This window comes from Bacillus sp. FDAARGOS_1420 (assembly GCF_019344915.1).
Lineage (GTDB): Bacteria > Bacillota > Bacilli > Bacillales > Bacillaceae_G > Bacillus_A > Bacillus_A mycoides.
In genome coordinates this window covers 2412075-2431579 of the sequence record NZ_JAHWJB010000002.1, presented here as the reverse complement: position 1 = coordinate 2431579, position 19505 = coordinate 2412075, and the positions used below count along the sequence as shown (strand labels likewise).

Here is a 19505-nt window from a genome sequence, read left to right as displayed (position 1 = left end):
CACTTCTTATCTTATTATACAAATTTTTAGGTTGTTTTTCTACATGTATGAATAGAGCTGATATTTTAAGGGTTCCAAAAGAAAGGGAAGATATACTATCAATCTATTAAGGAATACGTTATGAAGAAAAGTTCACAGGGAATTAATATGGATTTGATATGGTTGAAGTATGATGAATGAGTAACAGTAGGAGTTGCAGGAAGGAAATGAATGATGAGACTTAAATTAGTAGGAACCTTAACTTGTATAGTAGTAATGCTAGGTATCTTTATCATTTACACCAATATATCTATTGGTAAAGAACCATATAAGACAAACCATGAAACTAGTGAAAACTCCATAAATAAAGAAAAAAATAGTAAGCAAAATGGGACTTCAAATAAGATAGCAAGTTCCTTTGCTAGTATACAGGCTGTAGTAAATAAGGAATATGGTTTACCCGAAGACTATATGCCAGAGGATTTAGTTGTACCAAATGTACCGTTCTCATTTAGTGGAACGGTAGAAAAGAGTCATCTTCGTAAAGAAGCAGCGGAAGCGTTAGAAAAACTATTCCTTTTAGCTAAGCAAGATGGGATCCAGTTGAATGCTGTTTCAGGATTTCGTTCCTATGAGTATCAAAAAGGTCTGTATGCCAACAATGTTAAAAAGAAAGGGCAAGAGCATACGGATCGCTTCTCTGCAAAGCCAGGGCATAGCGAACATCAAACAGGGTTAACGATGGATGTTTCTTCTAAAAGTGCGAACAATGAACTAGAGCTATCCTTTGCGAATACGAAGGAAGGAAAATGGCTGAAAGAAAACGCGCATCGTGCAGGGTTTATCATTCGTTATCCTAAGGGGAAGGAAAGTATTACGGGTTATGCATATGAACCTTGGCATATTCGCTATGTAGGAGATATTGCTGAAAATATATATAAGGAAAAACTGACTTTAGAAGAATATATGAATCTGTGAAAATAGAATTGAAGAGTTAAATTGTATTCATTGTTTATAAATGCTACTTTTTCTATTAAAAAGCCTAATTTCTCAATGTTTTGTAGAGAAATTAGGTTTTTTTCATCACTTCATTAGAGTTTTTTAGGCTTCGTTCGTTGGTATACTTCACACAATATTATAAAGGAAATAGAACTTACTGAAGATAACATATGAATGTTTTATAAATGTATCAAAAAAGTGAACAAAATCGTTATTTTGCACAACAAGATAGTCAGCGTAATGAAATAACTGCTTGTAAAAAAAGAAGCCCTATAGGAAATATTACAGGGCTTCACCAAGTTGAGTTATGTCGTATTCACAAGGGATTTTAACATGATATTTGTGTTGAATAAACTGGTAAATGTGTCCAAGTAATTTGGAGCTATTTTATAAAAAAAGAGAAGCGCTTAATCAGGACGCTCCTCTTAATGCCAATACACAATAACTATCCCATTATACTGTATAAGCGTAAAATATTTAACAATTACCTTCATGGTAAATATTTCATTTTGTCTTAGTACCTTTAAATCACGAAAAAAGGTTCCGCTGTTTCCAACAGAACCTTTCCCAAAATGGCAAAGAGTAACTCTTACCTTACTGTTTGTTTATATACTACAGGAGTTTTAATGAAAATCCAAGGCTCCTGATACTGAGAAATAAAGAAGAAACATTATAAAAAATTTTATCTTTTTCCATAAATAAAAGAGCAGCTAGCAAAAACTAACTGCTCAATACAAGGAGATACAGAGAAAACTAAATGGATTTTGGCATACAGCCTATCAACATTATGGACATAATATTGATTTTTATTCGAAGGAATTCATGTTTTACAAATCAGATTATGATAGTCGATATTCTCCATATTGACCAGAAAAGAACCAAGAATTCTAGTGAAATTCCAAGTGTTCTTTTCCTAGTTTTTTGAAATTCTTTTACTAAATAGCCAATAGCGCTAATTGCTAGAAGAATGAAAAGAATAAGTTCTAGTGTAACTGGCATTTGATCTACTCCTAATCCATTATTTTAATTTATTATATAACGATTATAAGATATTTTTTTGTGGTTAGTGGTGAGAAATTAAACAAAACCATCTCTTTATGAAAAAAGGTCCTGTTGTCTCCAACAGAACCTCTCCTAAAATGGCAAAGAGTAACTCTTACCTTACTCTTTGTTCATATACTACAGGAGTTTTAATGAAAATCCAAGGCTCCTTATATTGAGAAATAAAGAAGAATCATTCTAAAGAATCTTAGCTTTGTTATAAATATAAGAGCAGTTAGCAAAAACTAACTGCTCATCTCCAAGGGGGAACAAGGAGAAAAATCTAATGTCATCTATATTATTGACGGAATATTGAGTTTTACTCATAAAAAACTACGTTTAACTTAATGCATAACCCACAATCAAAGTTAGTGTTAAAAACACTGATAATAACAATGTTAGTAAGACTGTTGCTACACTCCTAAGCATCGCAATCCAATTATTCATCTTAGAAAATCCTATAATGCCAGCAAAAAAAGTTCCTATTGTTAAAACTAGTAATATAAATAAAGGGTGAATGTGTAATGAATCCGTGAAAAATTTGAATAATTCAAGTGGAATTTCAAAATATAAACGGAATAGTCCAACGCAAATCAAAGAGCATATAAAGGACCATAGATTGAGGTTATGTTTCATAGCTTTCTCCTATGTTATCAAAATAGTTTTACTCAATTTTAATGGGAAATAAAAGAAAAAGATAGAGGTTATAAATTAGAATCAAGTTTTTAACAAAATAATCCTTTTAATAGAAAGAGAGGAATAACAATGGGACTCGGAAACCGTGGGATGGCATTTGAAATGCTTATCAATCTAGCGAATGAAATGTATCATAGAAACAATTAAAGAAAAAGGCGCTTCTATTAAGTCGTTAAAAGACAATTGGCTTGATACTACAAGCGATAATCCATACAGCACTTTCCGACTCACTGTAATGGCTGGTGTTAATCAGTTAGAACGTGACCTAATTCGAATGCGGCAACGAGAAGGTATTGAACTAGCTAAAGAGCGTGGTGTTTATAAAGGGCGCCCTAAGAAGTACGATGATGATAATCCTAATATGGAACATGCTTTAGATCTGCTTGCAAACCGAAAGGAAAACAAGCTTACAGTAAAGAAGATATGTGAAGTTACAGGTGTAAGCCGCACGGTTCTTTATGAGAGAGCAAAAGAAAAGGGAGTTATGTAGATTTTAAAGCAGCGAATCCGCTGCTTTTTTATTTTATCAAATAAATTGTTCTTGAGTAGAAATGAAAATAGGGGTTTGCCTTAAACATTTATTATTAATCAAGAATATGAGTATAGAAACAGGTTTAAATTTTGTAATGGTGGAGGGGATTGTTGTGGACATAACTCAAAGTGTGGTAAGAATAGTGGTTAATGGGAAAGACCTTCCGTTCACTTCAGTTCAAACCTCTGCATGGAATCATGGACCTGTAAATGATTTAATCGTTTCGACGAATCAGAGAGTGAATGAGCTTTATCAATTCATGTGGTCACAAGTACCAGTTACGATCTCGGTGTATTTTCTTCAAGGGGCGGACTTAATGAGATTCGCTAGGATCGCTGGAATTAATGAACGTGTAACGGGAGAATATATATATCATTTCATTTGGGGATAAGAAGAATTCAAAGTAGCTTAACAGCTGCTTTTTTATTTTGCATAGAAAAAGGAACCATAATAGGCTCCTTAATTTGATTCAGAAGTTGTGTAGTTTTTCTTGATGATATCTTTTATGTTGATAATTAAGGATATAAGGAATCCAGCAGCTAGGATACCGTTTACCCAGTAATATGTATTCCCGGATGTAAATTTATTATAAAAGGAATCGATATTATAATACACTAAGCCTGCTGAAATGACGGTAGAGATTACTAACGTACCAAAACTTTTCATGACGCCGCCCTCTGATTCTGAAATTTTAGACTTTTAATACAATTATACATTTAAATAAAAAGTTTACAAAGGAATTACCATAAGGAGGAGCTATAACGAGTTTCTTCCAATTGATGGTTTTTATTTTTAAAAAAATAACTATTTTATAAAAAATATTTTTTTGACCCCCATAAAATTATTTATTCCTTCGAATATGTATAAGTAGAAGAAAATAAATGAAAGAAAAAGCTAAAATTACCAAAAATATAGCGAAGAGTTATTCAAAGATTGCAGCTAAAATAGAAAAGAGCAAGTGGTATTGCAAAAGAAAACAAGAAAGTAATACAAAATACAGACTTCACTTTAGTACAAGTGGAAAAAATAGTCATATAAAAAAATTGGACTCGAAAAATATGAGCAATAGCAAGTAGACAAGCCCAAAGAAAAGTACTAAGAAAATGTGGTTAAATTGTCACTTGTTTAGTGGCCATTTTGCTATTTGAAGCAGAAGGAGGCAGGGAGATTACTAGTGTTGAGTTTAGTAATGAAAATCTTAAAAAAAACGAAAATAGAAGATATCGTATTTAACATACAAAACAACGGTGGAGATAAGGAAGCTTTTATCGTACAGTATCAGCCGTTTATTAGAAAATCAATATCGTCTGTCTGCCGCAGGTACATTACAGAGCAGGATGATGAATATAGCATTGGATTATTTGCATTTAACGAAGCAATTGAACAGTATTCATATAAAAAAGGAAAATCTTTTCTAGCGTTTGCTGATCTTCTTATAAAAAGAGATGTAATTGACTATATACGCAAGGAGTCTAAACATAATCTTGTCTTTTTAAAAGAAGATAAGCAAGAGGAAATGTTAGAAATGCAAGTGTCGCTTACGGAGTATATGAAAGAGATGGAAAATAGTAACCGTAAGGAGGAAATTCTTCATTTTCAAAGTGTACTAGCTGAGTTTAAAATCACATTTTCAGAGCTTACTAAGGAATCCCCTAAGCATCGTGATACGCGTGAGCACTTAATAGAAATTGTAAAGATTATTATAAAAGACGAGAAAATGATGGAAGAGCTGTTCCGAAAGAAAAAATTACCCCTTAAACATATTGAACCACGTGTTAGGGTAAGTCGTAAAACGTTGGAGCGACATCGAAAATACATTATTGCGATGTGTATTATCTTTGCAAACAAGTATACATATATTCTGGATTACATAAGAGGGGAAAAGCATGATGAATAAAGGAATTGTGATGGATATAAAAAAGCATAGCGTAGTTGTTTTAACTCCAAATGGAGAGTTTATTACATTTAAAAGAAAAGCGCACCCATACATGATAGGAGAGGAAATCTTGTTTAACAAACAAGAACAAAGAGCGCCTCGTTTTTCAATGCCACCTTTCTTAAAGCCGACAACAGTAATTGTTGCTGGTTTTCTATGCGTATTGCTGTTTTTCTACAATCAACCAGAAGAAAAAGTGTTTGCTTATGTCTCAGTTGATATAAATCCAAGTTTAGAGGCGAGCGTAACGGAAGATCTTCGTGTTATAGATTTGCGGGCTTGTAATGATGACGGAAGGCGTATTTTAAAAGAAATGAAAGGGTGGGAAAATAAGCATCTGCAAGATGTGATACGCACTATTATAAAGCAGAGTCAAGAGGATAAGTACTTAACGAATGATAAGCAAGTTATGCTAACAGCTGTTGCAAAGGACAAGTCGCTAGAACCACAGTTGGAAAAGGTTATGCAGGAATTAAAGAAAGAGTATGAGATAAAACATATTACAGTTGAATATCAAAGCAGTACGATGCAAATGCGGGAGGATGCCAAGAAAGCAGGGGTTGGAACGGGCGTTTATATAAAACAAGAGAATGAGAAGAAAAAATCGCTTACTCCACCTGCACCTCCGTCTAATCAAGAACAACAAAAGTCATCTTCTGATGCATCATCGGACGCATCTCCTGTAAAAGAAGAAAGCAACGAGAAGAAAGAGCATATAGAACAAAAGCAATCTAAGGAACAACAACCGAAGCAAATAAAAGAAAATAATGGGAATCAGCAAGAGAACAACGGAAGAGGATCACAAGGAAATAATGGAAATGGGCAAGGAAACAACGGAAGAGGGTCACAAGGAAATAATGGAAATGGGCAAGGAAACAACGGAAGAGAGTCACAAGGAAATAATGGAAATGGGCAAGGAAACAACGGAAGAGGGTCCCAAGGGAACAACGGAAGAGAATCGCAAGGGAATAATGGGCATCATCAAGGGAACAACGGAAGAGAATCGCAAGGGAATAATGGAAATGGTCAAGGGAACAACGGAAGAGAATCGCAAGGGAATAATGGGAATGGTCAAGGGAACAACGGAAGAGAATCGCAAGGGAATAATGGGAATGCTCAAGGGAACAACGGAAGAGAATCGCAAGGGGATAATGGGAATCAGCAAGGGAACAACGGAAGAGAATCGCAAGGGAATAATGGGAATGGTCAAGGGAACAACGGAAGAGAATCGCAAGGGAATAATGGGAATCAGCAAGGGAACAATGGCAGAGGGTCTCAAGGGAATAATGGAAATCAGCAAGAGAACAACGGTAGAGGATCACAAGGAAATAATGGGAATCAGCAAGGGAACAATGGTAGAGGCTCTCAGTAAGGAAAGCTCCTACCACATAATATCGAGTGAAAGAAAAATCTATAGAATATTGAACAGAGGGATTCCTTCCATCTGAAGGAATTTCTTAATATTTTTTAAAATGACGGACATAAAATCGTATATCCTTTCGAATTATATATATGGATATCATTAATAGTTATATAAAAGGAGAGAAAAAATATGAAAGAAATGTATGAAGAAATCACTGAAGTATTAAAGGTGTTGGCGCATCCTGTCCGTTTATCATTAGTAAAAATAATGCTTGCAAAAGGTCCTATTAACGTAACGACAATGTATGAAACATTACAAATGCCTCAAAGTACAATTAGTCAACATTTATCTAAACTAAAAGCTACTAAAGTCGTTACAGGTACTCGGAAAGGATTAGAAATTTATTATGAAGTAACAGATAATCGTACAAAAGCGATATTATTAAGCTTGGCTTAAAGGGTAACTGTTTAGATTTCAAAATTAAGTAAGTAATTCAGCGACTATAATTTTCTTATTAACAGTAGTCGTATGTGTTGTTGTTTTTAATTTGTTTAATACATTTCTTTATTAGGGTCTTGCCGTATCACTATCAAGCTAAAGTTTAAATGGATTATAAAAATGAAAGTTTTCTTATTAGGGTCTTTTTGTTAGCTTGATAGTGATGTGCCATTCCCACTAGTATGTAAAGAATTTGGTAGTTTTTTTAGTCATGTAATCTTTTGATCTGATGGTCTTTTCCCCATTCAAATAGTTCATCCATAATTTGCATTAAAGATTTTCCATGTTCGCTTATTGTGTACTCAACCTTTGGTGGTACTTCTTGATATACAGTACGATGGATAATCCCATCAGCCTCAAGTTGCCGAAGTTGCTGTGTGAGAACTTTTTGTGTAATGTTTGGGATTTCTCGTTTTATTTCATTTGTTCGCATTTTTCCATCCGCCAAAACACATAAAATATGAATTTTCCATTTTCCACCGATCACGTCGAGTGTCGTTGCGATTGGGCAATTATCATTTTGATTCATATAACACCTCCAAAGGTACTTTAAGGTTCCTATAGCACTTTAAAGTACGTACTTTTCAATTATATGTGACTCATTCATACTAATACTAAAGCGTTTGAATTATTTATAAGGGGGAAGAAAATATATGAAAACACTTGTAATTGTAGCACATCCTGATATTGAAAAGTCTCGAATTAATAAAAGATGGGTAGAAGAACTTGAGAAATATCCAGATGAAATAACGGTGCATGAATTCAAATTGGGAATTTAATATTGAAGAAGAACAAAAGCTGTTAGTAGAGCACGACCGATATATATTCCAATTTCCACTCTACTGGTATAGCTCACCACCATTATTAAAAAAATGGTTCGATGATGTATTAACATATGGATTTGCCTACGGATCAAAAGGGGATAAAGTGAAGGGGAAAGAATTTGGTGTAGCTATTTCTATAGGTGGGTTAGAAAAAGACTATAAAAATAGCGGAATTACAATGGATGAATTAACCAAACCATTCCACGCTACGAGCTTATATACAGGAATGGAATTTATACCATCATTTTATTTATATGGTGCGGAATATGAAATCAGTGATGAAGAGATTGACAAAAGTGCACCTGAGTATGTGAAATATGTGATGAATAAGGAGTATTCTAATATATAAGGAGAAATAGCCATTTACTTGTTAAGTAGATGGCTATTTTTGTTTATCCCGCATTAACCGCCCGTAAGGTGTGGACTAATAATCAGTCGGGATGAACACCTCACATCGACTAAAGATTCACTTCATTTAAATTCACTAAGTTTAATCTTTAGTAAATTAATAGTTAATCTGGTAAAAAAAATCCTAACATATATAAAGGGGAGTTTTACTTGAGAACGATGCGACAATTATTACAAAAAAGAGCAATGCAGTCACCAAATTTGGAAGCGCTTATCGGTGGAGAGAAAAGGTATTCGTTTCAGCAGTATAATGAACGAGTAAATCAGCTTGCACATTATTTGTTACATACCGGTGTGAAAAGAGGGGATCGTATAGGAATTCTATGCAAAAATAATCATCCGTTTCCAAGCGTTATGATGGCAAGCTTAAAAATTGGAGCGGTATTTATTCCGCTTAATCATCAGCTTACTGCTTATGAATTAGAATCGATTGTAAAAGAAGCGAGATTAAAAGTATTAGTTATTGATGATGAATTTAGTGAAGTTGTATTAAAGATTAATGGAGTTAAAGAAATTCCTTATGTAATTGAGACGACAAAAGAAGGGTTTGGCTTATTTGAATTAAAATTAAAGGAACAGCCAATAACAGAGCCGAATGTGGAAGTTCATGAAGATGATGATGCTATTTACTTATTTACTTCAGGAACGACTGGACAGGCAAAAGCATGTGTAATTGGTCATAAAAACTTACACCATTATTTTACTGAAATTGCGGGGCAAAGAGAAATTCCAGCAGGTGAACGCTTTTTATCAGTGCACCCATTGTTTCATATGAGTGGCGTGCTTTCTATTTTAAATTGTATTTATCATGGCGTTACGATGGTCTTTTTAGCTGATTCGAATCCTACTCTTATTTGGGATAAGATTGAAGAAGAGAAAATTACTACGATGCTTGCGTTCCCAGCTGTTTATAGTTACATGCTTGATGAATTAGATAAAAAGGAACGAAACATTTCAACTTTTAAAGTAGCACAAAGCGGTGGTACAAAGGTGCCAGAAACACTTATCCAAAAATATATGGAAAAAGGCATTTATATGGTGCAAGGTTATGGTAGTACAGAAGGTTGGGTAGTAACTTCTTGGCATCCAAATATGGGGAAAGAAAAAATGTCTTCTGTAGGGAAAACTTTGAAACATGTAGAGCTGAAAATTGTTCATCCAGAAACAGGTGATGAGCTAACAACAAATAAAGTTGGAGAGATTCACGTGAAAAGCCCGTACATGTTTAAAGGATATTGGAATAATGAAGAGGCAACAAAGAAGGTAGTAAAAGATAATTGGTTTAACATGGGTGATGCCGGTATGATAGATGATGATGGATTTCTACATATTATGGGAAGATATAAAGACGTTATCGTACGCGGTGGTGACAACGTATATCCAGATCAAGTAGAAGATGTAATTCATGAAATAAATGGCGTTTTAGAAGTTGCAGTAGTTGGGATTCCAAATGACTTTTGGGGGGAGGTTCCAACAGCTTACATTGTAAAGGACATTCAAACGTCTTTAACAGAAGAAGAGATTATTCAGCATTGTAAAGAAAAACTAGCAAGCTATAAAATACCAGAAGTTGTATTTATGGACGAATTACCGAAAAACGCTTTAGGGAAAGTGTTGAAGAGGGAATTAAGGGATGTTTTTCTTGTGAAATAAAAGGTTATTAAATAATGAAGAATCCAGTTATGTAAAAAGGATAACTGGATTTTTTTTTATAAAAAACATAATGATTTACTAGATTTTGTATTTTGTGTAAGATAATAAAGAATATTCAATTAACAATTAAAGGAAGAGATATAAATGAAGCTGCCACTATTACAAGTAGAGACAGAGAGACTGATTATTCGTCCATTTCAAAAAGAGGATTATGAAAGTTGGTTAGATGGATTCAATAAGAGGTTACCATCTCAATATAAATACGATGATGGCTATCATGACATGTCGTCTTCAACGAAAGAATGGTTTACGGAATGGATAAGAGGATTTGATGAGGCGGCACGACGAGATGAAATGTATGTGCTAGGTATTTTTCAGAAAGAAGATGGCGCCAATATTGGAAAGCTAGAACTTATAAAAATTTTACGTATGGACTATCAATGGGCAATGATGGGCTACTCTATTCATAATCAACATTGGAAAAATGGATACGGAGTAGAAAGTGTAAAAGCTGCGCTGCCGTTATTTTTTAATGGCCTTCAATTTCATAGAATCGAATTACATATACACATCGATAATGAGCCATCCGTTCGTCTTGCAGAAAGAGCTGGTTTTTCATTTGAATGTATGAGGGAGGCATTTTCTATGGGGAATGGTAAGTGGGCAGATTTTCTTATTTATTATAAAAATAAGGAGACGGATATATGAGGGTACTTATTACAGGTGGAAATCGTGGATTAGGGTTACAGTTAGTGAAAGTGTTTCATGAAAATGGGCATATTGTTTATCCGTTAGCTAGAAGTGAGGTTGCGGTAACGCAATTGAAGAAAATGTTTAGTTCTAGATGTTTTCCTATATTAGCAGACTTATCGATTGATGAGAGTACGGAGCAAATTAAAAACCAGCTGGAGGAATATACAAAGTATATTGATCTAGTTATAAATAACGCTGGAATTACTGGTAAGGAAACCGAGATTTTACGTGCAAATTCTGAAGAGTTAATGGAACTATTTAATGTTCATTGCTTAGGAGTTATTCGAGCTGTAAAAGGTACATATGTGGCTTTAACTAAGTCGAATCAACCAAGAATAATAAATGTATCCTCTCGATTAGGTTCATTGCATAAAATGGCCGGAAAAGAATTTCCACAAGGGCAGTTCTCATATTCATATCGGATCGCAAAAGCTGCACAGAATATGTTAACGCTCTGCTTACAACAGGAGTTTGAGAATGAAGGAATTGGTGTAACCGCAATTCATCCTGGGAAGTTAAAGACTGACATTGGTGCCTTTGATGCGAATATGGCTCCGGCTGAAGGAGCACAAAATATATATGATTGGGTAATGGATTCAAATGAGGATGTTTCGGGTAAGTTTATTGAGCCGGGTGTAGGGGAATTGAAGTGGTAAAGTACAATCTTACAAGTATTAACAATTGGAAAATTAGAAGAAGATTAGGGGACAAAGAAATGAAGACTATAAACGTATTTCATTACGACGCATTTACGAATAAACCAAATATGGGAAATCCAGCAGGTGTTGTACTAGAGGCGGATGGATTAACGGAAGAGGAAATGCAGCGTATTGCTGAAAAGGTTGGATTTAACGAAACAGCTTTCGTTCTTTCTTCAGAAGTAGCAGATATAAGAATGCGCTATTTTACACCAGGGTTTGAAATGAATTTATGTGGTCATGGGACAGTTGGCACTATATATGCCTTGCGTGAAAGAGGTTTATTAGAAGAAAAAACAAACCTTACGATTGAAACGAAGGCAGGTGTTTTACCAATACAAATAGGTGCAAATGAAAATGGAGAAACCTTTATTAAAATGAGGCAGGCAGCACCTCAGTTTAAAGATTTTGCAGGTTCAAAACAAGAATTAGCTCATAGTATCGGTTTGGAAGTAACGGATTTAGATGCAAGTGTACCGATTGTATATGGAAGTACGGGGAACTGGACTGTAATTGTACCGATTAAAAATCTAGATGCATGTGAAAGAATGAAACCTAATAATGATAAATTTCCATCGGTATTAAAAGAAATATCTAACGCTTCTATTCATCCACTTTGCATGGAAACATATGATGCAGAAGCAAAAATGCACGGTCGTCATTTCTCATCACCTTATTCTGGAACAATAGAAGATCCTGTGACAGGAACGGCTTCAGGTGTAATGGGAGCGTATTATGCGACGTATTTGGAGAAAGATTTTGACCATGAACTGGAGTTAATCGTTGAGCAAGGACAGGAAATAAATAAAGATGGTCGTGTAATGGTTTATGTAACGAAAGATGTAGAAAATGATAACTTACAAATTGATATTGCTGGAACAGCGGTGTATGTGAAAGAGTTTGAAATTTCAATATAAAAGAATAAAGCCCAGCACATAGCTGGGACTTCTCTTTATCTGTTCAACACTTCAATATAAGAAGCATCTCCAGCTGTTCTAATAGTAGAGCGGAAATTATTGTGTTCTAACGTTTCAGCAACTTGTTTTAATTGCTGTGCATCATCGTGATGAATAATTAAACTATCTGCACCACTTTCTTCTATATGAATATGCTCAACATTTCCAATCGCTTCATGTATAGCTTTTAAAAATTCAGGTTTCATATTGTCCTCCTATATGTATGTAACGTCGTTAAATAGTATTTCCTTATTTTTGAAATATAAAAGTAAATGAAAGGAGAAATGAAAATGAATATAACGCAGTTCAAAGAACATATTACATCACTTTTTGAAGAGCATCTTAATAAATACGGTGATGACGAGTATGGCTTCACTCACATTAGTAAAGAGGAATTTCACAAAATAGGTTACACGACAAATTTGACGCTAGAGACAATTGAAGAAGCATATCAAAATGGGGTAGATATGATAGTTACACATCATGCACCGTAGAGTTTTCTATTCGGTATGGAAGAGGCTTGTATTGAGAAATTAAAAGAATATGAAATGAATCATTTTTGGATTCATTTGCCGTTAGATTTCGTAAAGTTTGGCACGTGTACGTCGTTATTTAATGAAATTGGGATAGATACAATACTGGAATATTCAACGTATGAGGAAGAAGAGCTACCGGGAATAGGAGAATATAAAGAAGCGATTCCCTTTTCAAATTTAGTTGAAAAACTTGAAGAGAGAATGGAAGAGAAAGTGAAGAGCTGGAAAAATCATGACAGGCCAGTAAAACGGATTGCGATATTAACAGGTGCAGGGAACAATACAAATTTGATTGAGCGTGCGCTAGAAAAAGGTTGTGATACGTACATAACGGGAGAAAAAACATTATATACAGTGCAACATGCGAAATTTAAAGGCATCAATTTGATTGTAGGAAGCCACACATTTACAGAAGTATTTGGTGTAGAAAGTTTGGCTCGTAAGTTAAAAGAAAGAGATCGTGCAATAGAGATTATTAGATTAAATGAAGAGCATTTGGAGTGAGGGAAATGGTAACTATATGCGCAAATTATGGGGAATCAAAAGTGAAGTTAACGTGGAAAAAAGATTGTATATTGCCAGAATACGAAAGAATCACGAGTGTTCACGGTTTTTGTTTTCATAATAATAAGGTTTTACTAATAGACCATGAGCAGCGTGGTTGGGACTTTCCTGGTGGGCATATAGAAGAAGGGGAACTACCAGAAGAATGTTTTAAAAGAGAAGCGTGGGAAGAAGGTTATGTAAAAGGAGAATGTACTTTATTTGGATATATTATCGTTGACCATAGTGATAATCCAAATTGGAATGAAAATAGTCCGTATCCAAAAGTAGGGTATCAGCCGTTCTACCGGATGGAGATTAATGAAGTGCATAAGTTTGACGGTGAGTATGAATCCGATAAAAGGATGTTTGTTAGAGTAGAAGAGAGTGCAGTGTATCATTATAAATGGAATGAATTATATGATGAAATCTTGAAGGAAGCCGTTTTGATAAAATGAAAATTAGTTTCTGTAATATTAAGATGTTAGAAGGGATTCTCTTGTGACTGTCAAATAATAGTAAAGTTGTCTTTTGAATTGAAGGAATCTTCAGACGTGAGGGTGAGTGAATGAACATTTCAGTAATCGCTAAACAATTAGTTAATGAGAAGATTATTTCACATTATCCAAATAGCATGAAAGTGTTGAGCGGAGGAACGACAAGTACTGTATATTTGTTGGATGGAAGATATGTTGTGAAATCGAATGAAGCGAAAGTAATACGTGAAGAAGCTAATTTTCTTTCTTTTTATGAGGGGAATGCGTTATTTTCAAAGCTTTTGTATAAAGAACCTTTACATACATATGTTGTGTATTCTTTCCTTGAAGGTAGTACTTCGTGCGAACAAGGACATAAACGAAGTACGCTTATTACACTTGTAAAAGAAGTTATCAATAAGTATAAAATTGTTCCAGGTGCAGATGGCTGGGGATGGAAAGAAAGTCTGGTTCAATCTTGGAGTGAATTTTTAACGGAAAATGTGATGGAAGCTTATGAAAATGTAAGACGTTACATAAGTGAGGAAGAGTATAGAATTGTTCTTAAACTAGCGAATAGTCCAAATAGGGGGACTGGAATAAATCAGCCATTTTTATTACATGGTGATTTCGGATTTCATAATTTTATATTCCAAGAGAATGAGCTGTATGGAGTAATTGATCCATTACCAGTACTAGGAGATCCTATATATGATTTAATTTACGCGTTCTGTTCAACTCCAGAAGATGTAACAAAAGAAACGATTGATTATGTGATAAAACAATGTGTATTTCATAAAAAAGAACGAAATTTATATGAGGAAATAGTCATAGGCTTATATTTACGTATAGATACGTGTATAAGACACCACCCAAAAGATTTAGAAGATTACTTAGTAGTTTGGCGTTATTGGATGAATGAGATTATGTTCGATAGCGAAAATAAGACGACATTATAGCACTTATATTTTGGGGGAGATATAGAAATGAACATTTCAGAAGCAAAAAGAGATTTAGCACAAAAAACGAAGAAGGGATTTCCTGTTATAATAGCTGGTCTTTTATTTTGGATTGTAGCGAGCATAACTGGTGTTCTTCTTTCAGAAAAGCAAGTTGTGTGGGTATATTTAATTGGTATGGGCTGTGTATTTCCTTTCGGCTTAATGATAGCTGCTATATTAAAAATTGACATGTTTGCGAAAGGAAACCCGCTAGGGACTTTAGCTGGAGTAATTGGTGGGATAAATGTATTGAATATTCCGTTTGTATTACTTGCATATTTTCAATTTCCAGAGTGGTTACCTTTTGTAGTAGCGATGTTAATAGGTGTTCATTTTGTACCGTACGTATGGATTTATGAAAGTAAAAGTTATGGGTTATTATCAGTAGGAACTGTATTAGTAACGTCAGTATGTGGGATTCTTTTTGCGGAAAAAGGATTTATCGTAATTCCTATGGCGGTTACAGTTGTCTACTTTATTACTCTTATAAGCGTATCACTTGAAAATAAAAAAGCAGAAAACGATCAACAAATATCAGCTTAATAAAAAATTAAAGGGATAGGGGAATAACTATGAATAATTTCGTTTGTACAACGTGTGGAGTACAGTATGCAGCGAGTGTGGAAGAACCGATAAGTTGTGTTATTTGTGATGAGGAGAGACAATATATTAATCCGAAAGGGCAGTCATGGACAACCTTAGAAAACTTGCAAACGAGTGATACATATAAAAATGAAATTATAGAAGAAGAAAATGGGCTTTATAGTATTACGACAAAACCAGAATTTGCGATCGGTCAGACGGCATTTGTAGTAAAAACAGAGTCATATCGTTTGCTGTGGGATTGTATTACTTATTTAGATGAAACGACGATTGAGAAGATAAAAGAGTGGGGGGGATTAGATGCGATTGCACTGTCGCATCCGCATTATTATTCAACGCAAGTAGAATGGGCAGAAACGTTCGATGTACCAATTTATATACATGAAGACGATAAAGAGTGGGTTATGCGCCCGAGTAGTCGTATTATTTATTGGACTGGTGAGTCTTTACAATTAGCAGATGGAATTACTGTGCATCGTCTCGGAGGGCATTTTAGTGGCGGTTCTGTATTACATTGGGAAGAAGGAAATGATGGGAAAGGTATATTATTAACAGGTGATATTATTCAAGTTGTAGCGGACCAACAGTGGGTGAGTTTCATGTATAGTTATCCGAACTTAATTCCACTACCAGCAAGGAAAGTGGAAGAGATGGCGAATCGAGTGAAGCCGTTACAATTTAATCGTCTATATAACGCCTTTCACCGAGTAGTAAAAGAAAATGCAAATGAGGCAGTTGAACGTTCTGCGGAAAGATATGTGAAAGCGATAGAAGGAAAGCTGTTTCATACGTAAAAGGAGTGCTAGATTAATGAAAACGTTAGTATGCTTTGGCGATAGTATTACAGCTGATGAAACATTTTTTGATGGAACGCCGAGGTTAACACCACGTTTGCAAGAGATGTTTCCAAATTGGAAAGTGGTTAATGCGGGTGTTCCAGGTGATAATACGTTCGATGCGTTAAATAGGATTGAAGACGATGTAGTATCATATAAACCAGACTTTGTAACAGTTTTTATCGGTACGAATGATTCGGTGTTATTTGATCCAGTTCCATTACAGTCGTACAAAGAAAATTTAGAGGGAATTGTAAGTGCGATTTCATCAGAAAAAGTATTACTTATTAGTCCTGCACCAGTTGATGAAGCAAGGCAACATAATAGAACGAATGAAGTACTCGGTCAATATGCAAATGTGGTTGAGGAAGTGGCGAAAGAAACAGGAAGTCATTTTCTAAATTTGTACGCTGAAATGATTCAAGAAAAGGATTATAAGAGATTTGTAGAAGATGATGAAAAAGACGGTTTACACTTCGGACCACAAGGTTATGAATATTTAGCGAAGTTAATTTGTGAAAAGTTAAAAGGGATTTTGTAGGAAGCAAAGCATGGGCGCTTTGCTTTTTTTGTATTCACATAAGTAAAATATAGTATCTTTTCGCAAGAGCATTGTAGCACTGCAAAAATGCAACCAACTTAATATATTTTAATTAATCACAGAGGTAGACGGTTCCTGTACTAAATGTTTAGTACCTATAGCACTTTAAAGAACATACATTTTTAAAGTGTTAAATATAATTCATAATAGCACCAGTAAGAAGAAAACAAGCTTTACGATACTATAGCGTCTGTGAAATCAAAAAAATGCCAATGTGGTATAAAACGATTAGGGAGGTTAAAGATATGAGTACTTCAAATTTGAGTGAAATAAGTAAACTAATTTTAATAGAGGAGGAAACACTTCAATTTTCCTCTTTTACAAATGAAGATGCCTTGCAATTAGGTTTATATATCGTTGAAACAGCAAAGCGAGAGGGGAAATTGATTGCTGTTGATATAACCAAAAATGGTGTGCAATTATTTCATTTCAAGATGACAGGGACGACTGAGGAAAATACGAAATGGATTGAGCGTAAAAAACGGGTCGTTTCCCTGCATAATCATAGCTCGTATTATATGCAGATAGAAAGTGAAATAAGCGGAGTTCCATATCATGAAAAATACCGTTTAGATGGCTCGGAATATGCTGCGTTTGGTGGATGCTTTCCTATCCAAATAAAAAACGTAGGGGTTATTGGAATGATAACAGTCTCAGGATTACCACCAGAAGTAGATCATGAATTGGTTATAAGAGCAGTTAAAAATCATTTGAAGCAATAATAGAAGTAATTTTAAAGGTTAAATAAAAAGGCAAAAATGAACATATTCCTGTTCGTTTTTGCCTTTTTATTATTTCTTTTTCGGTCTACGTACTAACTCGCCGCCACAATTTGGGCAAACGTTTTGTCTTTCCTCTGTACATGGTGCACAAAATGTACATTCATACACGCATATGTATGCTTCAGAATCGGGCTGAAGGGAATGATCGCAAATTTGGCAGTTTGTTTTCATTTCTAATGCCATCGTAATCCTCCTCGTTATTTGAAAGTTCTTAATTTAATTATAATTAATATTGTAGTGGGTGTCCTTTTTAAATGAAAAGAAATAGATGGATTATGTTGTTGTTTGAAATGAAATAGGTCTATTTATTTTAAAATTGATTATTTAGTGCAGTTGGAATATTATGAAATAGTCAAAAGACAACAGGGGGTATATATTTTGACTAATCATAACGATTATTTCCATGTAGAAGAGGATGTAAATCACAATAGTTTAAAAGCGGATTGTGAAAAATGTTTTGGATTATGTTGTGTGGCATTACCGTTTGCGGCATCAGTAGATTTTGCGGTGAATAAAGATGGTGGTAAACCTTGTACAAATTTACAATCAGATTATAAATGTAGTATACATAAAAGTCTTAGAGGAAAAGGGTATAAAGGTTGTACAGTATTTGAATGTTTCGGCGCTGGACAAAAGATTTCTCAAGTTACGTTTAAAGGAATTGATTGGCGGAAAGATGCCGAGCATGCGAGAAAAATGTATGATGCTTTTCCAGTTATGCATCAGCTTCATGAAATGTTGTGGTATTTGAATGAGGCTATTCTATTAAAGTCGACGCAGACAATTCATAAAAAGCTGAAGGAAGCCATTGAAGAGACAGAGCGTCTTTCTAATTTAAGTCCAGATGAGTTAATGGAAGTAAATGTGCCATTACACCGTGCAGAAGTGAACATTCTCCTTTTAGAGACGAGTGAATTAGTATGGAAGGAAATGAATGCTGCACGTAAAAAACGAATCAGTCACCGAGGGGCAGATCTTATGGGAGCTAACCTTAAAAAGAGGGATTTACAAGGAGCAAATTTAAGAGGAGCTTATCTTATTGCGGCTAATTTACGAGATGCAAATTTAAGGGGGGCGGATCTCATCGGAGCAGATTTGCGAGATGCAGATATTCGCGGGACGGATTTTACAAATAGTATTTTTCTTACGCAAGTTCAAATTAACGCGGCGAAAGGGGACAAACATACGAAATTGCCGAAATTGTTGTCTCGTCCAGCGCATTGGCCTGCGTAAAGAGTATGGAGTGAAATAGTTTGGATATGTTTCAGTATTTAGAGGAAATGCAGGAAGATGTATTTTCGTTATCAGTATCTCAAATAGAATCGAAGTATTATGATATTTGTCGCACACTAGCGTCAAGTGAGGATGCGGAGCGCATTACATTGATTCCATTAGACTTATACAAGAAAAGTATGAGAATAGGTTTGAAAGAAGCGTTAGAAATTGCTGAAAGTGAAGAAGCAAAGGCGATTTATTTTGAGTATGATCTTGATAATGAATGGGGTAGTCAGTTCTATATTTGTGCCGATTACATGTTTCTTGAAGAAGAAGATGAGGATTGGGCAAGTGATTGGACGGATGAAGTAGAAGGACCGTCTTTAGGAGAGTTAGCTAATATTTATGGTGAAAATGGCTTTGATTCATATAAAAAGGCTGTAGGTATTACTTTATATTTAATTGCAAGAACAGTGTGTAGTTTTATAAGTGCATGTAGTGGATTACAAAGTAATATACCAATTTGCATCGGTTTTCACGATCAAGAGCCAATTATGCGAACAGGCAGAGACTAAG

23 protein-coding genes and 4 pseudogenes are annotated in these 19505 nt (G+C 34.7%); 22 read left to right on the top strand and 5 right to left on the bottom strand.

Annotated elements, in window-relative coordinates; translation table 11 throughout:
• The first annotated feature begins 213 nt into the window (after positions 1-213).
• A complete protein-coding gene (locus I6L50_RS22720; protein ID WP_033709884.1) occupies positions 214-957 on the top strand; it encodes a M15 family metallopeptidase in 744 nt (247 codons plus the stop codon).
• Between the two features lie 1401 nt (positions 958-2358).
• Here the strand turns inward: I6L50_RS22720 and I6L50_RS35010 are convergent.
• Positions 2359-2655 carry a hypothetical protein gene (locus tag I6L50_RS35010; RefSeq protein ID WP_002142559.1) on the bottom strand — a complete coding sequence of 99 codons (297 nt, stop codon included), beginning with the start codon at positions 2653-2655 and terminating at the stop codon, positions 2359-2361.
• A 129-nt stretch (positions 2656-2784) separates the two neighbouring features.
• Here I6L50_RS35010 and I6L50_RS35005 point away from each other — a divergent pair.
• The 3 genes and pseudogenes from I6L50_RS35005 to I6L50_RS22710 all read left to right on the top strand — a co-directional run.
• Positions 2785-2853, top strand: a pseudogene (locus I6L50_RS35005) (Holliday junction resolvase RecU); the annotation flags it as partial.
• Positions 2846-3205, top strand: a pseudogene (locus I6L50_RS22715) (recombinase family protein); the annotation flags it as partial. The pseudogenes I6L50_RS35005 and I6L50_RS22715, both read left to right, overlap by 8 nt.
• Before the next feature lie 61 nt (positions 3206-3266).
• Entirely contained in the window at positions 3267-3638 is a 372-nt protein-coding gene (locus tag I6L50_RS22710) for a hypothetical protein (protein ID WP_002084333.1), read from the top strand.
• A gap of 68 nt (positions 3639-3706) precedes the next feature.
• On the opposite strand, the gene I6L50_RS22705 is transcribed toward I6L50_RS22710, so the two are convergent.
• Positions 3707-3913: a hypothetical protein gene (locus I6L50_RS22705; RefSeq protein WP_000834521.1), complete on the bottom strand. Its 207-nt coding sequence runs from the start codon at positions 3911-3913 to the stop codon at positions 3707-3709.
• A gap of 215 nt (positions 3914-4128) precedes the next feature.
• On the opposite strand from I6L50_RS22705, the gene I6L50_RS22700 reads away from it, so the two are divergent.
• From I6L50_RS22700 to I6L50_RS22685, 4 genes are all read left to right on the top strand, one after another.
• Complete coding sequence (locus I6L50_RS22700) at positions 4129-4323, top strand: hypothetical protein (RefSeq protein ID WP_219303759.1); 195 nt, start codon at positions 4129-4131, stop codon at positions 4321-4323.
• A gap of 98 nt (positions 4324-4421) precedes the next feature.
• The gene (sigI, locus tag I6L50_RS22695) at positions 4422-5144 is read left to right on the top strand and encodes an RNA polymerase sigma factor SigI (protein WP_219303193.1); all 723 of its coding nucleotides are present in this window, start codon (positions 4422-4424) and stop codon (positions 5142-5144) included.
• The gene (locus I6L50_RS22690; protein ID WP_307897030.1) at positions 5137-6555 is read left to right on the top strand and encodes an anti-sigma factor domain-containing protein; all 1419 of its coding nucleotides are present in this window, start codon (positions 5137-5139) and stop codon (positions 6553-6555) included. Before sigI ends, I6L50_RS22690 begins: the two co-directional genes overlap by 8 nt.
• A gap of 180 nt (positions 6556-6735) precedes the next feature.
• Positions 6736-7002 carry an ArsR/SmtB family transcription factor gene (locus I6L50_RS22685; protein WP_000661861.1) on the top strand — a complete coding sequence of 89 codons (267 nt, stop codon included), beginning with the start codon at positions 6736-6738 and terminating at the stop codon, positions 7000-7002.
• Positions 7003-7249: 247 nt separating this feature from the next.
• Here I6L50_RS22685 and I6L50_RS22680 read toward each other — a convergent pair whose 3' ends face one another.
• A complete protein-coding gene (locus tag I6L50_RS22680) occupies positions 7250-7573 on the bottom strand; it encodes a winged helix-turn-helix transcriptional regulator (RefSeq protein ID WP_002033301.1) in 324 nt (107 codons plus the stop codon).
• Between the two features lie 124 nt (positions 7574-7697).
• Between I6L50_RS22680 and I6L50_RS22675 the strand changes: the two are divergent.
• The 5 genes and pseudogenes from I6L50_RS22675 (at position 7698) to I6L50_RS22655 (ending at position 12297) form a co-directional block, all read left to right on the top strand.
• Positions 7698-8217: pseudogene (locus tag I6L50_RS22675) on the top strand (NAD(P)H-dependent oxidoreductase).
• Positions 8218-8426: 209 nt separating this feature from the next.
• A complete protein-coding gene (locus I6L50_RS22670) occupies positions 8427-9929 on the top strand; it encodes a class I adenylate-forming enzyme family protein (protein WP_219303191.1) in 1503 nt (500 codons plus the stop codon).
• 144 nt (positions 9930-10073) lie between these two features.
• Complete coding sequence (locus tag I6L50_RS22665) at positions 10074-10637, top strand: GNAT family N-acetyltransferase (protein ID WP_219303190.1); 564 nt, start codon at positions 10074-10076, stop codon at positions 10635-10637.
• Positions 10634-11338 carry an SDR family NAD(P)-dependent oxidoreductase gene (locus I6L50_RS22660; RefSeq protein WP_219303189.1) on the top strand — a complete coding sequence of 235 codons (705 nt, stop codon included), beginning with the start codon at positions 10634-10636 and terminating at the stop codon, positions 11336-11338. The genes I6L50_RS22665 and I6L50_RS22660 overlap by 4 nt, the downstream gene beginning before the upstream one ends.
• Before the next feature lie 59 nt (positions 11339-11397).
• A complete protein-coding gene (locus tag I6L50_RS22655; RefSeq protein ID WP_219303188.1) occupies positions 11398-12297 on the top strand; it encodes a PhzF family phenazine biosynthesis isomerase in 900 nt (299 codons plus the stop codon).
• A 35-nt stretch (positions 12298-12332) separates the two neighbouring features.
• Here I6L50_RS22655 and I6L50_RS22650 read toward each other — a convergent pair whose 3' ends face one another.
• Positions 12333-12542, bottom strand: coding sequence for a hypothetical protein (locus tag I6L50_RS22650; protein WP_215573601.1), 210 nt, complete (start codon positions 12540-12542; stop codon positions 12333-12335).
• 84 nt (positions 12543-12626) lie between these two features.
• On the opposite strand from I6L50_RS22650, the pseudogene I6L50_RS22645 reads away from it, so the two are divergent.
• From I6L50_RS22645 to I6L50_RS22615, 7 genes and pseudogenes are all read left to right on the top strand, one after another.
• A pseudogene (locus I6L50_RS22645) lies at positions 12627-13376 on the top strand (Nif3-like dinuclear metal center hexameric protein).
• A gap of 5 nt (positions 13377-13381) precedes the next feature.
• Complete coding sequence (locus tag I6L50_RS22640) at positions 13382-13873, top strand: NUDIX hydrolase (RefSeq protein ID WP_219303187.1); 492 nt, start codon at positions 13382-13384, stop codon at positions 13871-13873.
• A 110-nt stretch (positions 13874-13983) separates the two neighbouring features.
• The gene (locus I6L50_RS22635; RefSeq protein WP_219303186.1) at positions 13984-14850 is read left to right on the top strand and encodes an aminoglycoside phosphotransferase family protein; all 867 of its coding nucleotides are present in this window, start codon (positions 13984-13986) and stop codon (positions 14848-14850) included.
• A gap of 27 nt (positions 14851-14877) precedes the next feature.
• The gene (locus I6L50_RS22630; protein WP_219303185.1) at positions 14878-15435 is read left to right on the top strand and encodes a DUF7010 family protein; all 558 of its coding nucleotides are present in this window, start codon (positions 14878-14880) and stop codon (positions 15433-15435) included.
• A 29-nt stretch (positions 15436-15464) separates the two neighbouring features.
• The gene (locus I6L50_RS22625) at positions 15465-16289 is read left to right on the top strand and encodes an MBL fold metallo-hydrolase (RefSeq protein ID WP_219303184.1); all 825 of its coding nucleotides are present in this window, start codon (positions 15465-15467) and stop codon (positions 16287-16289) included.
• Positions 16290-16305: 16 nt separating this feature from the next.
• Positions 16306-16872 (top strand): SGNH/GDSL hydrolase family protein, encoded by a 567-nt coding sequence (locus I6L50_RS22620; protein ID WP_219303183.1) that lies wholly within the window; start codon positions 16306-16308, stop codon positions 16870-16872.
• Positions 16873-17177: 305 nt separating this feature from the next.
• Entirely contained in the window at positions 17178-17654 is a 477-nt protein-coding gene (locus I6L50_RS22615) for a heme-degrading domain-containing protein (protein ID WP_219303182.1), read from the top strand.
• 69 nt (positions 17655-17723) lie between these two features.
• On the opposite strand, the gene I6L50_RS22610 is transcribed toward I6L50_RS22615, so the two are convergent.
• Positions 17724-17897 carry a DUF1272 domain-containing protein gene (locus tag I6L50_RS22610; protein ID WP_001162783.1) on the bottom strand — a complete coding sequence of 58 codons (174 nt, stop codon included), beginning with the start codon at positions 17895-17897 and terminating at the stop codon, positions 17724-17726.
• A gap of 195 nt (positions 17898-18092) precedes the next feature.
• Here I6L50_RS22610 and I6L50_RS22605 point away from each other — a divergent pair, with 195 nt between their 5' ends.
• Positions 18093-18947, top strand: a complete 855-nt coding sequence (locus tag I6L50_RS22605) for a pentapeptide repeat-containing protein (RefSeq protein ID WP_219303181.1) — start codon at positions 18093-18095, stop codon at positions 18945-18947.
• A 20-nt stretch (positions 18948-18967) separates the two neighbouring features.
• On the top strand, positions 18968-19504 hold the full coding sequence (locus tag I6L50_RS22600; protein WP_219303180.1) for a hypothetical protein: 537 nt from the start codon (positions 18968-18970) through the stop codon (positions 19502-19504).
• Position 19505 lies beyond the last annotated feature (1 nt).

What these genes read in the sequence shown, in the direction of transcription:
- I6L50_RS22720 (WP_033709884.1), top strand. Translation starts at nt 214, where the DNA reads ATGAGACTTAAATTAGTAGGAACCTTAACTTGTATAGTAGTAATGCTA.
- I6L50_RS35010 (WP_002142559.1), bottom strand. Translation starts at nt 2,655, where the DNA reads ATGAAACATAACCTCAATCTATGGTCCTTTATATGCTCTTTGATTTGC.
- I6L50_RS22710 (WP_002084333.1), top strand. Translation starts at nt 3,267, where the DNA reads ATGAAAATAGGGGTTTGCCTTAAACATTTATTATTAATCAAGAATATG.
- I6L50_RS22705 (WP_000834521.1), bottom strand. Translation starts at nt 3,913, where the DNA reads ATGAAAAGTTTTGGTACGTTAGTAATCTCTACCGTCATTTCAGCAGGC.
- I6L50_RS22700 (WP_219303759.1), top strand. Translation starts at nt 4,129, where the DNA reads ATGAAAGAAAAAGCTAAAATTACCAAAAATATAGCGAAGAGTTATTCA.
- I6L50_RS22690 (WP_307897030.1), top strand. Translation starts at nt 5,137, where the DNA reads ATGAATAAAGGAATTGTGATGGATATAAAAAAGCATAGCGTAGTTGTT.
- I6L50_RS22685 (WP_000661861.1), top strand. Translation starts at nt 6,736, where the DNA reads ATGAAAGAAATGTATGAAGAAATCACTGAAGTATTAAAGGTGTTGGCG.
- I6L50_RS22680 (WP_002033301.1), bottom strand. Translation starts at nt 7,573, where the DNA reads ATGAATCAAAATGATAATTGCCCAATCGCAACGACACTCGACGTGATC.
- I6L50_RS22665 (WP_219303190.1), top strand. Translation starts at nt 10,074, where the DNA reads ATGAAGCTGCCACTATTACAAGTAGAGACAGAGAGACTGATTATTCGT.
- I6L50_RS22660 (WP_219303189.1), top strand. Translation starts at nt 10,634, where the DNA reads ATGAGGGTACTTATTACAGGTGGAAATCGTGGATTAGGGTTACAGTTA.
- I6L50_RS22655 (WP_219303188.1), top strand. Translation starts at nt 11,398, where the DNA reads ATGAAGACTATAAACGTATTTCATTACGACGCATTTACGAATAAACCA.
- I6L50_RS22650 (WP_215573601.1), bottom strand. Translation starts at nt 12,542, where the DNA reads ATGAAACCTGAATTTTTAAAAGCTATACATGAAGCGATTGGAAATGTT.
- I6L50_RS22640 (WP_219303187.1), top strand. Translation starts at nt 13,382, where the DNA reads ATGGTAACTATATGCGCAAATTATGGGGAATCAAAAGTGAAGTTAACG.
- I6L50_RS22635 (WP_219303186.1), top strand. Translation starts at nt 13,984, where the DNA reads ATGAACATTTCAGTAATCGCTAAACAATTAGTTAATGAGAAGATTATT.
- I6L50_RS22630 (WP_219303185.1), top strand. Translation starts at nt 14,878, where the DNA reads ATGAACATTTCAGAAGCAAAAAGAGATTTAGCACAAAAAACGAAGAAG.
- I6L50_RS22625 (WP_219303184.1), top strand. Translation starts at nt 15,465, where the DNA reads ATGAATAATTTCGTTTGTACAACGTGTGGAGTACAGTATGCAGCGAGT.
- I6L50_RS22620 (WP_219303183.1), top strand. Translation starts at nt 16,306, where the DNA reads ATGAAAACGTTAGTATGCTTTGGCGATAGTATTACAGCTGATGAAACA.
- I6L50_RS22615 (WP_219303182.1), top strand. Translation starts at nt 17,178, where the DNA reads ATGAGTACTTCAAATTTGAGTGAAATAAGTAAACTAATTTTAATAGAG.
- I6L50_RS22610 (WP_001162783.1), bottom strand. Translation starts at nt 17,897, where the DNA reads ATGGCATTAGAAATGAAAACAAACTGCCAAATTTGCGATCATTCCCTT.